At 39.6% G+C, this 13719-nt stretch carries 14 protein-coding genes; 4 read left to right on the plus strand and 10 right to left on the minus strand.

Annotation, left to right across the window (positions count from 1 at the left end; all coding sequences use genetic code 11):
* Positions 1-157: 157 nt before the first annotated feature.
* From HDT10_RS03430 to HDT10_RS03455, 6 genes are all read right to left on the minus strand, one after another.
* Positions 158-319: a hypothetical protein gene (locus tag HDT10_RS03430; RefSeq protein WP_290880016.1), complete on the minus strand. Its 162-nt coding sequence runs from the start codon at positions 317-319 to the stop codon at positions 158-160.
* Positions 279-716 (minus strand): DUF1104 domain-containing protein, encoded by a 438-nt coding sequence (locus HDT10_RS03435; RefSeq protein WP_290880019.1) that lies wholly within the window; start codon positions 714-716, stop codon positions 279-281. Before HDT10_RS03435 ends, HDT10_RS03430 begins: the two co-directional genes overlap by 41 nt.
* 72 nt (positions 717-788) lie before the next feature.
* The gene (locus HDT10_RS03440) at positions 789-2117 is read right to left on the minus strand and encodes an RNA polymerase factor sigma-54 (protein WP_290880021.1); all 1329 of its coding nucleotides are present in this window, start codon (positions 2115-2117) and stop codon (positions 789-791) included.
* The gene (gene lptB / locus HDT10_RS03445; RefSeq protein WP_290880024.1) at positions 2114-2836 is read right to left on the minus strand and encodes an LPS export ABC transporter ATP-binding protein; all 723 of its coding nucleotides are present in this window, start codon (positions 2834-2836) and stop codon (positions 2114-2116) included. The genes HDT10_RS03440 and lptB overlap by 4 nt, the downstream gene beginning before the upstream one ends.
* The gene (tsaE, locus tag HDT10_RS03450) at positions 2824-3243 is read right to left on the minus strand and encodes a tRNA (adenosine(37)-N6)-threonylcarbamoyltransferase complex ATPase subunit type 1 TsaE (protein WP_290880027.1); all 420 of its coding nucleotides are present in this window, start codon (positions 3241-3243) and stop codon (positions 2824-2826) included. The genes lptB and tsaE overlap by 13 nt, the downstream gene beginning before the upstream one ends.
* 10 nt (positions 3244-3253) lie before the next feature.
* The gene (locus HDT10_RS03455) at positions 3254-4930 is read right to left on the minus strand and encodes a DNA polymerase III subunit gamma/tau (RefSeq protein ID WP_290880030.1); all 1677 of its coding nucleotides are present in this window, start codon (positions 4928-4930) and stop codon (positions 3254-3256) included.
* Positions 4931-5086: 156 nt separating this feature from the next.
* Here HDT10_RS03455 and HDT10_RS03460 point away from each other — a divergent pair, with 156 nt between their 5' ends.
* Both HDT10_RS03460 and HDT10_RS03465 read left to right on the plus strand, forming a co-directional pair.
* The gene (locus HDT10_RS03460) at positions 5087-6766 is read left to right on the plus strand and encodes an N-6 DNA methylase (RefSeq protein ID WP_290880033.1); all 1680 of its coding nucleotides are present in this window, start codon (positions 5087-5089) and stop codon (positions 6764-6766) included.
* Positions 6756-6974, plus strand: coding sequence for a hypothetical protein (locus HDT10_RS03465; RefSeq protein ID WP_290880035.1), 219 nt, complete (start codon positions 6756-6758; stop codon positions 6972-6974). The genes HDT10_RS03460 and HDT10_RS03465 overlap by 11 nt, the downstream gene beginning before the upstream one ends.
* A gap of 22 nt (positions 6975-6996) precedes the next feature.
* On the opposite strand, the gene polA is transcribed toward HDT10_RS03465, so the two are convergent.
* The 3 genes from polA to HDT10_RS03480 are packed head-to-tail and all read right to left on the minus strand — an operon-like array spanning position 6997 to position 10713.
* Positions 6997-9714: a DNA polymerase I gene (polA, locus tag HDT10_RS03470; RefSeq protein ID WP_290880037.1), complete on the minus strand. Its 2718-nt coding sequence runs from the start codon at positions 9712-9714 to the stop codon at positions 6997-6999.
* 13 nt (positions 9715-9727) lie between these two features.
* On the minus strand, positions 9728-9949 hold the full coding sequence (locus tag HDT10_RS03475) for a 4-oxalocrotonate tautomerase family protein (protein WP_290880038.1): 222 nt from the start codon (positions 9947-9949) through the stop codon (positions 9728-9730).
* A 29-nt stretch (positions 9950-9978) separates the two neighbouring features.
* Positions 9979-10713 (minus strand): TerC family protein, encoded by a 735-nt coding sequence (locus tag HDT10_RS03480; RefSeq protein WP_290880040.1) that lies wholly within the window; start codon positions 10711-10713, stop codon positions 9979-9981.
* A 451-nt stretch (positions 10714-11164) separates the two neighbouring features.
* Here HDT10_RS03480 and HDT10_RS03485 point away from each other — a divergent pair, with 451 nt between their 5' ends.
* Both HDT10_RS03485 and HDT10_RS03490 read left to right on the plus strand, forming a co-directional pair.
* Positions 11165-12277, plus strand: coding sequence for an alanine--glyoxylate aminotransferase family protein (locus HDT10_RS03485; protein WP_290880042.1), 1113 nt, complete (start codon positions 11165-11167; stop codon positions 12275-12277).
* A gap of 4 nt (positions 12278-12281) precedes the next feature.
* Complete coding sequence (locus HDT10_RS03490) at positions 12282-13337, plus strand: NAD-dependent epimerase (protein ID WP_290880045.1); 1056 nt, start codon at positions 12282-12284, stop codon at positions 13335-13337.
* 201 nt (positions 13338-13538) lie between these two features.
* On the opposite strand, the gene HDT10_RS03495 is transcribed toward HDT10_RS03490, so the two are convergent.
* On the minus strand, positions 13539-13667 hold the full coding sequence (locus HDT10_RS03495) for a hypothetical protein (protein WP_290880047.1): 129 nt from the start codon (positions 13665-13667) through the stop codon (positions 13539-13541).
* Between the last annotated feature and the right edge of the window lie 52 nt (positions 13668-13719).

The raw sequence follows: 13719 nt of genomic DNA on the forward strand, positions 1-13719 counted from the left end.
AAGCAATCCATAATCTAGCAAAAATAAAATCTATAAAGGCGAGATTCTTTTATTATAGATTGCGTTGTTAAATTAAAAGTATGCTGAATTGTGGATTGCCACGACTTCTTACGAAGTCTCGCAATGACTGAAATGGGGGAATTATAAGTATGCAGTATTATAGATTGCCACGAATCGCAAGCGATTCTCGCAATGACGCAAGAGGCAGCATAAGATTGCCACGCCGAAAATAAAGCTCGCAAGGACAAGTTAGCGGAATCTCGCAAGGGCGCGGTGGATTACCACCAAGGGTGGTGGTATCCTCTGTTATGGCAATCACGATAACCCTTGTGTCCCGCTTTGCTGCCACCTTTGTAATGTCCATAGCCCATTAATCCGCTTTCTCTTGCCTCTTTTTCACCCATAGAATCCAAACGTTTTTGCGTCTCTAGGTAAATTGCGTCTTTGTATTCTAAATATTCCTTATGTGTCATCTTGTCATACATACTTTGGCGAGATTCTCTTAATTTATCACGAAACACCCTTGCGTCTTTGACTTTCATTTCTTGTATGCGTTTATGAATCTCCATTCTATAATCAGGGTAGTCTTTGGGGGCGATTTTCCCCGCGGAGAGTTTCAAGAGTTCCTCATTGCTTGCCTTAGAATAATCCGCTGCGAATGCACCAGAGATGAGAGCTCCAACGAGCGCGAAAGATACGATAGTTTTTGTTTTCATTTTTGTTCCTTTGTTTTAAGATAACGAAAGTATAGTTTATCAATATGAAGCCAATATGAAACGAAAATAAAGCTAATGTGAAGGCGCAGAAATTTTATAGAGTTTTTTACGCTCACTTGAGCTTGCAATATTGAGTTGAGCCCGATATTTCGTAATCGTGCGGCGTACCATTTTGATATTGAATTTCTCCTCAATGAGTTCTAGGATTCTGTTATCGCTTAGAGGTTTTTGCTTGTTTTCGTTTTTGATTAAATCAGAAACAAAGTCCTTAATCGTCGTATTGGCAGTGTCTTCATCAATCGCAGTGGCGAAGAAGTTTTTGAGCGGAAAGATTCCGCGTGAGCATTCTAAAAACTTGTTAGAAATTGCACGTGAGATTGTGCTAGGTGCGTGTCCAAATTCTTCGGCTAAATCTTTAAGCTTCATTGGTTTAATCTCGCCACCCTTAAAAAATTCGTATTGGTATTCTACAATCATTAATCCGATTTTATAGAGCGTAGCCTTGCGCATTTCAAGTGCATCTACGAGGTCGCGTGCCTCTTTGATTTTGGTTTTGATAAATTCCTCTTTGGATTTGAGTTTGTTTTCTTTGTCTTGTGTTTGGATTTCAATGCTTGGGTAATATTTTTCATTAATTTGCACTTGGATATTGTTTTTTTCCTCAATTACCAAAATATCGGGAATGATTGCGGCTTCTTTTTGAAAAAAATCAAGTGCAGGTGGGTTTTTGAAACTTTGAATCACTTTCATTGCTTTTTCATAGAGCGGAGCACCTTTGTGCTTTGCGTGGTTTGCCAAGTCTTGCAAAATTTCTTGGCATAACGCATAGACTTCACTTGAAACATCTAAATTATCTAATTGGAAGTAGAAAGATTCTATCAAATCCAATGCTGCGATTCCGGGCGGGTCAAGATAAGCGAAACGTTTGCGCACTTTTTCAACTTCCGTTGCATTAATGGATTGGTTGAGAGCTTTGCTACAAGATTGTGCGATTTGCTCGCAATCTCCCTCAAAGTAGCCCTCTTCGTTGAGATTTTCAATAATTTGCTTGGCGATTTCTTGGGAACTTGCAGTAGGAAATAATGGTGGCACAATCTGTCCATTGAGCACCACTTCTAGCGATTCCTCTTGGACGCAAAATTGTTCTATCGCGTCTCCCTCTAAGCTAGAGCCTTTTGCTCCTCTTGAGATTTCCTTTTGACGCTTTTTTTGGACAGAGCTTTGAGAGCTGAAGTCTTGTGCAATGTTTGATTTGATATTAAAATAGGGATTTTCTTTGCTAAATTCCCCCAGAGTTTCCTCTAAATCACTCATTCCGCTTTGGAGAATCGGAAGCCAACTCTTAAGGGTGGAAGAGAGCTTTGCCTTGAGTGCGGTTTGGGTTTGGGTTCGTAGTTTCATATTTTGAAATTCTCGCCTAAATAGTGTTTGCGGACGAGTTCATTTTCATAAATTTCATTAGAATTTCCACTTGCAAGCAATGTGCCTTTATTGATAACATAGGCTCGATGGCATACTCCAAGAGTTTCGCGCACATTATGGTCAGTGATGAGAACCCCAATCTCAAGCGCAACGAGTTTTTTAATAATGTTTTGAATGTCTAGCACCGCAATAGGATCAACGCCCGCAAAGGGTTCATCTAAAAGGATAAATTTCGGTTTTTTGACTAAAGCACGTGCAATCTCTACCCGCCTTCTTTCCCCGCCACTTAAATTGACTCCTTTGCGATTCCGAATCGGCTCAATGCTAAATTCCTCCAAAAGCTCTTCTATGCGTTTGATTCTCTCGTTTTCGTCTTCTAGGCATATTTCTGCGGCAATCATTAGATTTTCTTCTACGCTTAAATCCTTAAAAACACTTGATTCTTGCGGCAAATAACCGATTCCAAGCTGCGCGCGCTTATGCAGGCTTAATTTTGTAATGTCTTGATTGTCAAAACAGACTTTTCCGCTATTTGCTTCCAAAAGTCCGCAGATGATATAAAATGTCGTTGTCTTGCCCGCACCATTTGGTCCTAGAAGCCCTACGACTTCGCCGCTTTGCACGCATAAAGAAACTTCACGAATGATTGGAGTTTTTTTAATGGATTTCGTCAGATGTGTTGCTTCTAATGTGTGCATAATGGTCCTTGAATGCTGTATTTTCTCTTATCTGATTCGGTGCGAATTACAATATGCCAAAATGGCAAGCCAATTTGTCGTAGAATTTTAGCCAAATTTTCATCACCCCATTCAATAAAATGCCAACCTTCTTTTTCAATTTCCTCTAAGAATCCTAGCGCAAAGAGTTCGTTTAAGTCTTTGTTATAAATATCATAATGATAAATTTGATTTCCATAACTTAGCGCGGTTAAAAAAGTCGGGGAAGTTACTTCTGCTTCACTTCCTAATGCGCTTACAAATGCCTTGACTAGAGCAGTTTTACCACTTGCGAGATTCCCGCTTAGCAAATAAATGCCACGATGATTTTTGATGTCTAAGGCTTGGCAGAGTTTTGGGAGTTCGTTTTCTTTTAAAATCCATTCCATACTAAACTTTCTAAATTGTATTGGGTGTAGATTTTGGGCGCACTTTGATTTGTTTAATCTCTAGCAATTCCTTAGCGTTTTGTAATAAAGGCAATGCTAAGGCTGCATCAACTTCTGCTTGTATGCTGTCTTGAGACTCTATCATTGCGGGTTCTTTTGTGGCAAGTTCTTTTGTGGGTTCTTCTAGGTTAGGGGTGGATTGCTGCGGAGTGGAAAGGGGAGTTTGGCTTGGATTGCTGATAGATTTAATCTGTGTTTGGACGCCAAAAACTTCTAAAACAAGATTCTTGATAATAGAATAGCTATTTTTAAGTCTTTCGCGGTTTGCTCCACTTGCGAGACTTTCCCAAGTGAGCGTATGATTGACAAAAGAAATGAAACGAATGTCTTTGGCAAAGATTTCTCCCAATTCATAATTGCGTTCATAAATTTTTTGATTCAATAGAGCAAACATTGCGAGGTTTTGTTCCTCATTTAGCTCATTTGGCGGGGTGATTTGGGCTTGTGTTGGTAAGGTTTTTTGGGATTGATTTAAAGGTATTGTAGTTTGTGGAGAATCCATAATGGAATCTTTGGGAGATTCTGCGGGGCTTTGAATCTTGGGTAGATTTTCAAACAAGCCTTTCTCTAAATTTTCAATTGCAGCGTCTATTTGCTCAACCTTTAAAGCCTCTAGCATTTTAAAGACGCTAAGCGTCAAAACAAATTCATCTTCAGAGCCTAAGAATAACAATTCTTTCGCCTGCACAAGAATCCTAAAAAATCTATCCACAAGTAGGGCGTTATAGCGAGAATCCTCGCCCCTTAAGAGCTTTTCTTTTAAGAAAATACTCATTTCATCTAAAAGCATTTCCCCCTCGTATTCAAAAAACGCCTCAATCTCACGCAATAAAAGCTCTCTATCTTGTTTGAAAATACACTCAAAGAGCGCGTTGAGGCTTTGGGGATTAATCAATCCTAGCATATTTGCGCAAGATTCCGCCGTGATATTGTAATTAGAATAAATAATCACTTGGTCTAGGAGGGTTAAGGTATCGCGCAAAGAGCCAGAACCGCTACGAATGAGCATATTTAAAGCCTCTTCTTGATAGGTGATTTGCTCTTTTTGTAAGATATTTTTTAAATGCTCCAAAATGCTTTTATCAGAAATGCGCTTGAAGCGAAAATGTTGCGTTCGGCTTAAAATAGTCGCGGGTAGTTTTAATGGGTCTGTCGTGGCTAAAATAAATTTGACATATTCTGGCGGTTCTTCAAGCGTTTTTAAGAGTGCGTTAAAAGCTTCTTTGGTGAGCATATGCACTTCGTCTATGATAAAGATTTTGAAACGTCCCATATTGGGGTGGTATTTTGTCTGCTCAATCAAATCGCGAATGTCATCAATTTTGCGCGAAGAAGCACCATCTAATTCTATAATGTCAATGTGTCGCATTTTGTGAGGATTGGCTGCAACGCAGTTGGCGCAGACTCCACAAGGTTTTGCGCAAGGACCATTCTCGCATTGCAAAGCCCTTGCAAAGATTCTAGCACTAGAAGTTTTGCCGCTTCCGCGCAAGCCTGAAAACAAATAAGCGTGGGAAAGTCGTTTGCTGCTTAATGCCAAAGACAGAGTGCGACTGACTGCCTCTTGTCCAATCAGTTCATCAAAGTCCATTGGGCGATATTTCAGTGCTAACGCTTGTTGTTCCATTTGTTTTCCTAATTTAAAAATTCAAATTCTACACCAAGCAAGCCTAAAAATTTGTTAATCAAATTTAATTTTGCAAATGTAAAGTTTGCTTAAAACTCTATATTAATGCTAAAATTATGTTTATTTCGCGCAAGTTGAATGTGGAGTTAAGGCACAATGAAAGAATTATTGCAAATTTTTCAATATATTCAAAAATACCACGAAGACAATCTTGATGTGTTGTGTTTGACATTAGAATTTCTCTTGGTAGGACAGAATCAAGACTTAAGGGCAGAGATATTGGATTGCAAAGAGCGTGAGATTCCACAGAGTTTTTATGCTTATTTGCAAGCGCACCATCTAATGCCCAAGATAGAAATCAATCCCAAAATGAATTACAAAAAAGTCCTTAAAGCAACCCAGAATCTTAAAATTAGCGCGCAAGCATTAGAGGATTTTATCCAAACTATCACCTTGCAAAAAACGATTTTGAAGCTTTATGATTATGCAACACCTGCGGAAATTAACGCGCTTGTGTGTGGGTTGCTCAATTTGCAAAAAAGCGAGAGTATCTATAATCCTTGTTGTGGGGTTGGTTCTTGGCTATTAAGCTTAAGTGCGCACTATCAGGATTGTCGGTTTTTTGGCGTAGATATTCACCCTAAACTTATTGGAATCGCAAAAATGCTTGCAATGCTCTTGGGCTTTAAGGATTGTCATTTAGAAGTTGCCGATATTTTCAAAGAATCCGCGATTCAAAAGGATTCTAAGAGTGTTCAGAAATTTGATAAAGTATTCTGTCATCCGCCCTTGCTCTCTCATCTTAATCTCAAAGCCCCTAAAGATTCTCCTCTTGCTCCTTATACTAAAACCGCTCCAGAGATTCCATTTTTGGATTTCGCGCTTACGTGTTTTGAGAAAAGAGCGATTTTTATCATTCGTTCTGTCTTGCTAAATAAGCCCATAGGGGAACGATTGCGTCATTATCTTATGCAATCAAAATTAATCGAAGCTATCCTTGAGTTACCAACAAACATTTTTCCTCATCAAATGGGAGAGTTTTGTATCCTTGTGCTTTCTCCTCAAAATAGGCGTGTGTTTTTTGTCAATGCGCAAGAATTTTATTTAAAAGAGGGCAAATATAATAAACTCATTAATTTAGAGGAAATATTGGATTTGTTTGCCTCCAAGCAAAACACCAAGATTTCTTGTCTTTTGGATTATCAAGATTTGGATTTTGAGAATCTCAAACCATCGCATTATACGCAGTCTCAAAACACAGAATCCCAAGACACAAAAGTGCTTTTGGGTCAGCTTTTGGAAAAATGCTATCGTGGAATGAGGGTAGAGGCAAAGCAGGATAAGGATTTAATCGGCTGTTATGATTTGGGGATTAAGGATTTTGAAGCCTATGGAATGAGCAATGTCTTTAATGATTATGTATTAAAGCCGAATCTAGCGCGTTTGTATGAGCTTAGAGTGCAGCCTTATGATGTTTTATTGTCTATGCGTGGAGTAACTCCAAAGGTTGCGATTATAGGCAAGTGTGCAGCCCAAAAGATTGTGCTGCCTAATGCCGGGATTTTGGTGCTTAGAGCCAAAAGTTCTATGGTCGCTAAGGCATTGTATTTTCATTTTCTCTCTTCTTATGGTTATTTGGCACTAAGTCAAATTTATCAAAACAATAATGAGCGAATCGGAGAAAAGGAAATCAAAGAAATGCCACTACCTAGAGACTTTTTAGATTCTTATGCTTTGGAAAATTATAATGAGTGTTTCTATGAGCTTTGCGCGCGAGGCGAGCAGATTAAAGTCCAAAAACAAGGAATCGCAAAGCTCTTAGGCTATGAAATGTGAGGGGTTATTCTTCTATTTCGTCCTTGTGGGGTGCAACGAAGTGATTTTTTGTCATTGCGAGCGAAGCGAAGCAATCCATAATCAAGCAAAGATAGAATCTATAAAGGCGAGATTCTTTCGTTTAGGTTGCCACAGACTTTTGCAAAGGCTTTGCAATGACATAGTGGGACGCAGCTTGTGCAGGATTATAGATTGCCACGCAAGTTAAAAACTTGCTCGCAATGTATTATCTATTTCAAATCGCCCCAATGGTTGCCATATTTAATAGTGCATTGAAGCGGAATCTTAAGCGTAGTAATGTTTTCCATAATAGAAGCGATTTTTTGTGCTTCAGATTCTGCACAGGCAATAGGGGATTCAAAGATTAATTCATCATGCACTTGTAAAAGCAGTTTGGATTCTAAATTTGCCCGTGTGATAGCATTCATCGCCATTTTGATAATATCCGCCGCACTTCCTTGAAAGATTGCATTAATCCCTTCACGCAAGAAAGCCGCCTTTTGGTGTTCTTGGATTCCATAAAAATCAAATTTGCGCATACGTCCAAGCAGGGTAAGCGAATAGCCATTTTCCAAGATAAAATCCTCTTGCTCTTTAAGAAAATCTTTCACGGTAGGGAATGATTCAAAATAGTTTTGGATATAGGTTTTAGCTTCTTGGTAGCTGATTTTTAAGGTTTCGGAGAGTTTTTTGGGTCCCATACCATAGATAAGTCCGAAGTTGATACTTTTAGCCACCGCGCGTTTTGCTTGTGCAAGGTTTTCGCCAAAGATTTTTTTGGCTGTTTCTAAGTGAATATCGGCATTTTGGCAAAACGCTTCAACCATTGCTTCATCTTGCGAAAAATGTGCCAAAAGTCGTAATTCAATTTGGGAATAATCCAAACTTACAAGCAGATGATTTTCTTGAGCGATAAAGCCTTGTCGTATGCGTCTGCCTTGTGTGGTTTTGACAGGAATGTTTTGCAAATTAGGATTTTTGGAGCTTAGCCTACCCGTGCTCGTGCCTGTCTGCATAAAGGAGGTATAAATTTTGTGCGCAGAGTTGAGTTTGGCGTGTTCAATTAAAGGTTCAATATAGGTGCTAAAAAGCTTAAAAAGCTCACGATATTCTAGGATTTTTGGCACGATAGGGTGTGCGTCAATCAGAGAATTGAGCACCATTTGGGAGGTGCTTAAGCCGGATTTTGTTTTTTTGCCACTCTGTAATTTTAAGTCTTCAAATAGCACAATAGAGAGTTGTTGTGGTGAGTTAAGATTGAAGTTTTTTTGCGCAATGGCGAAGATTTCCTCCGAGAGACTAGAGAGTTTGGCAGACATTTCAGACTTCAATTCGTTGAAGTATTCAATGTCAATTTTTGTGCCGCTTAATTCCATATTAACAAGGCATTGAATGAATGGAAACTCCGTAGATTCTGCGACTTTGAGCAGATGAGGGGGAAGCAAGCTTGCAAGCCTTTGGTAGAGTTGGTAGCAAGCCGCAGCATCCTCGCTTGCGTATTGGCAAGCATATTCTATCGCGATTTGTGAAAAATTCTCTCCCTTTTTGACGACATCTTTATAATGAATCATCTCGTGCTTGAAATAGCGCAGCATTAACGAGTCAAGATTGCACGGCAAATCGCTTTGATAGAGCCAAGCTAGAAGCATACTATCTTTGATATTGTGGAATCTTTTTGGGGAGAAGTTGAAATTCGTGCGCAGAATCTCCAAATCGTATTTGAGGTTATGCCCAATAATGGCTTTGGCGTCAAAAAGCGTTTGGATAAAATCTAATGCAACTTCTTGGCTAACTTGCTCCCCTACGCCTAAATAGTTGTGAGATAGAGGCACATAATAGGCATTAATGCCATCAAGGCTAAAAGAAAATCCCACAATTTTGGCATTGAAGACATCTAAATTCGTGGTTTCGGTGTCAAAGGATACGATAGAATCGTGTGTGATTTGGGGTAGAAATTCTTGCAACTCTGCGTCAGTGTTGAGCAGGTGGGCATTGAAGCGAAAGGGTATCGGGGCGGGAGTTTGCGGGATAAAATCTTGTGAATCTCTAATCTTTGTGGCGTTTTCAAAAAAATGGAGAGAATTTTTGGTGGAATCTTTGGGTAGGATTTTGTTTAAGACGCTATTGATTTCATAAGCTTTGAGTGATTCTGTGATTTTGAGTAAGGGATTTTGGCTTGGCATTTGGCAATCTTGCAAATCAAAATTATCCAATAAATCCTCACGCAAGCGCACGAGTTTTTGACTGCGATAGGCGTCCTCTTTGCAAGTTTCAAGCATTGCTTGCAAACGTTTGGAGGCGATTTTATGGATATTTTCGTAGATTCCATCTAGGCTTTTGAAGTTGTGTAGCAATCCCGCAGCACCCTTTGCCCCGATTCCTTTCACTCCCGGGACATTATCGGAACTATCTCCAACTAAGCTTTGAAAATCCACAAATTGTTCTGGCGTAACACCATATTTTTCTATGCAATCTATTGCGTGGATTTCCTTTTTTTTCTTAGGGTCAAAGAGAAAAGTATTGTCATCTATGAGTTGGTAGAGGTCTTTATCGTGGCTGATAATGCGCACGGAGACATTTAAGGAATGGGCTTGCTTCTTGATAGAGGCGATGACATCGTCTGCTTCATAGCCCGCAATGGAGAGATTCTTAAATCCCATTTGCTCTACCCATTCTATCGCGACATTTAATTGTAACTTCAAGTCTTGAGGCACTTCTGGGCGATTGGCTTTATAGAGAGGGTCAATGCTTTTGCGGAAATTTTCCTCTTTGGAATCTAGCGCGAAAACTAAATAATCTTGGGGATAATCCTTATAGAGCTGCATAATGAGTTTGGCAAAACCTGTCAATAATCCTGTAGGAAAGCCATCGTGATTTTTAAGCGGAGGCAAGGCGAAGTAGCTGCGGAAAAGGAATCCAAAGGTATCAATAATCGTGAGTGTTTTCATTAATAAAGCCTTTCTAGCTTGGATTTGTGGTATCTATTTTGCGTTTTTGTGTGATTGTGATTCCCCCGATTCCGTAATTATCGCAGTCAATCTCATCAATGACGACAACGCAAGCAGAGGGATTCCTGCCTAAAACCTCTCCCAAGAGATTCGTAACTCCCTCAATAATACGTGCTTTTTGCTCTTTTGTTGGGGTGTTGTTTTCGCGTGTGATTTTGATATTAACATAGGGCATAAATTTCCTTTATAAGTTTTATTTCTTGTTTATTTTTTGGCAAGTCGCTTTTTCTTGATATAAATATTGAGGGATTCCACACCCAAAGAAAAAGCCATTGCAAAGTAAATGTAAGCCTTAGAGATATGGAAATCTAATCCCTCTGCAACGAGGGTAATACCGACTAAAATCAAAAAGGCAAGTGCTAAGATTTTAATCGTTGGGTTGTTTTCTACAAATTCTGAAATGCTTTTGCTTGCAAGCATCATTACGCCCACTGCGATAATGACAGCAAGCATCATAATTTCAATGTTATTGACCATTCCCACAGCAGTAATGACAGAATCTAGCGAGAAAACAATATCCAAGATTGCAATTTGAATCAGTACGCCCAAGAATCCCCCTTTGAGATTGGTTTGTAGTGTGGTATTGGTGTCGGATTCTTCTGTGCCATCAATGTCATTATGGATTTCTAATGTGGATTTGCCAATCAAAAAAAGCCCCCCTAGAATCAAAATCAAATCGCGTCCTGAAATCTCTTCTCCCAAGACACTAAAGAGTGGCGCGGTAAGTTTCATAATCCAAAAGAGCGAAAGCAGCAGCAAGAGGCGCGTTATCATCGCTAAAGAGAGCCCTAGAATCCGTGCCTTTTGTCGTTGTTCTTTGGGCAAGCGGGAGACAATGATAGCAAGAAAGATGATATTATCAATCCCAAGTACGATTTCAAGTGCGACTAAAGTTGCTAACGTCACCCACATTTCAGGGCTTGTAATCCAGCCAAACATTGGATTCCTTTTTGATAAAATGAGTGGTATTATACAAGTGAAATTCTTACAAATTGTTTTGTTTTTATTCTGATTTTTCAGTCATTGCGAGCGAAGTGAAGCAATCTATAATGCGGCCTCTCGCCAATTCCATTGTTTGATTGATTTGAGTCGCATTATTATAGATTGCCACGCAAGTTTTGCAAACTTGCTCGCAATGACATTTTCCATTGCGTCATTGCGAGGAGTGCAACGACGAAGCAATCTATAATCTAAAATCTCGCCTTGACTTTAAAGATTCCAAAGATTTTATTGTAAGAGTTTCTATATTCAAAATTATAGATTGCTACGTCGATAAATCGGCTCGCAATGATTTAGATTCTGCTTTACTTAAGGCGTTAAGCAGAAAAAGCAAAGATGGATATAATAAAATCTTAGTTATAATTACTGAATTTTAAAATAAGGATAAGAAATGTTACTTTTTACCCCCGGTCCTACCCCTGTGCCAGAGTTTGTTCGCGTTGCGATGAGTGAGCCAACGATTCATCACCGCACGCCAGAGTTTGAAGAAATTTTCGCTACTACACGCACGCTTTTAAAAGAAGTGATTAGGCTTCCTGAAGTTCTTATGCTTGCAAGCTCGGGAAGTGGAGCAATGGAAGCTTGCGTAACTTCTCTATGCCAAACAAAACTTCTAAGCATTAATAGCGGGAAATTTGGGGAGAGATTCGGAAAAATCGCCAAGGCATTTGGAATCCCTAATGTAGAGATTAAAAATGCGTGGGATACGCCTGCAAGCGTGGATTCTGTTTTAGAATCTCTCAAGCAAAATCCAGAGATTGACGCTTTTTGCATTCAGGCTTGCGAGAGTGCAGGGGGGTTGCGCCATTCTTATGAGGAAATTGCGAGGGCTGTTAAGAATCATAATCCAAAGATTATGGTGATTGTAGATGGAATCACTGCAATGGGTGTAGAGGCGTTAGATGTGAGTTGTGTTGATGCGCTCATTGGCGGCTCTCAAAAGGCTTTTATGTTGCCACCGGGGCTTAGCATTATCGGACTAAGTCAGCAAGCAATAGAAAAAATTGAAGAACGTAATGTGGGATTCTATTTTAATCTCAAGACAGAATTAAAAAACCAAGTCAAAAACACGACTGCTTGGACTGCACCAACTACGATTATTATCGGACTTTGCGCCTTTTTGCAAAAAGCCAAAGCAATCGGTTGGGATACTATTTACCAACAAACCAAAGCGCGCTCATTGGCGTGTGATAAGGCAATGGAAAGCATAGGATTGAAAATCTATCCGACTAAACCCGCGCTTTCTATGACTTGTGTTTATGATGAAGCAAGTGATTTGCTACGCAAGACGCTCAAGAGCAAGTTTAATGTCAATATTGCAGGCGGACAAGATGATTTAAAGGGCAAGATTTTTAGAATCAATCATATGGGATTGGTTGAGGTGAATGAAATTTCTTGGGTTATAAATGCGATAGAATTGAGCCTTGCAGAGCTAGGAAGACGCAATTTTAGCGGAAGTGCTAATGCTGTATTCTTGGAAAACTATTTTACTTACTTGAAGTAGTGCGATGAAAATCTTAGTAACAGGCACAGCAGGATTCATTGGCTCATTCTTGGCAAAGGCTCTAGTAGAACGAGGCGATGAGGTGGTGGGGCTTGATTGTATCAATGATTATTATGATGTACGTATCAAATATGGCAGATTGGCAGAAGCGGGCATTGCGCAAGATTCCATTGTAGAAAATCAGCTCATACAAAGTAGCAAGCATTCAAATTATCGCTTTATAAAGTTGCATTTGGAGGAGAGAGAGAATCTCTTTAAACTTTTTGAAAATGAGAGATTTGATAAAGTTTGCAACCTCGCAGCACAAGCGGGTGTGCGCTATTCGCTCATCAATCCGTATGCGTATGTGCAAAGCAATATTGTAGGCTTTGTTAATATCTTGGAGGCGTGTAGGCAGTTTGGGATTTCGCATTTTGCCTATGCGTCTAGCTCCTCCGTGTATGGATTAAACGAAAAAATGCCTTTTTCTACAAGTGATAATGTGGATCACCCGATTAGTCTTTATGCAGCAAGCAAAAAAAGCAATGAGCTTATGGCACATACTTATTCTTATCTTTTTGGTTTGCCCACGACAGGTTTGCGATTCTTTACCGTTTATGGTCCGTGGGGACGACCAGATATGGCATTGTTTTTATTCACAAAAGCGATTTTAGAGGGTAGGGAGATTGATGTGTTTAATCACGGGCAAATGTTACGTGATTTTACTTATATAGATGATATTGTAGAGGGTATCGTGCGCGTGTTGGATAATGTAGCGCAGCCAAATCCCATTTGGAGTGGGCTAAATCCAGACCCTCATAGCTCCAAAGCACCCTATAAAATTTACAATATTGGCAATAACAATCCCGTTAAGCTTATGGATTTTATTGAAGCGATTGAAAAAGAACTTGGAATCGTAGCCAAGAAAAATATGCTCCCATTACAACCCGGTGATGTGCCTGCAACCTATGCTAATGTAGAAGACTTGGTGAGTGATTTGGGTTATAAGCCCAATACGAGCATACAAGAGGGAATTAAACACTTCATTGCTTGGTATAAGGAATTTTTTGGGGTTAGGTAGATTCCACTGCCCTTATTGTGTGTGCTGATTATCAAGGAGTATGGCTCTAATCTCCTAGATTTATGAGCGGCGATTTGGCGGACTATAACTCCGCGCGGTAATCTTACATACTATAATTTTGTTATCTCGTCCTTGCGAGGACTTGTAACTTTCCCACTGCGTCCTTGCGAGCGAAGCGAAGCAATCCATAATCTCATCTATTTATAACTTTACTATTGCGTCATTGCGAGAATCGCTTGCGATTCGTGGCAATCCAAATGAAAGAATCTCGCCTTTAGTTTTAAAGATTCCATTGTAAAAGTTTTTGTATTCAGTATTATAGATTGCCACGAAAACCTAAAGGTTTTCTCGCAATGACAAAGTGGAATATTTGCGTGTTATT

This window comes from Helicobacter sp. (genome assembly GCF_014799995.1).
Lineage (GTDB): Bacteria > Campylobacterota > Campylobacteria > Campylobacterales > Helicobacteraceae > Helicobacter_D.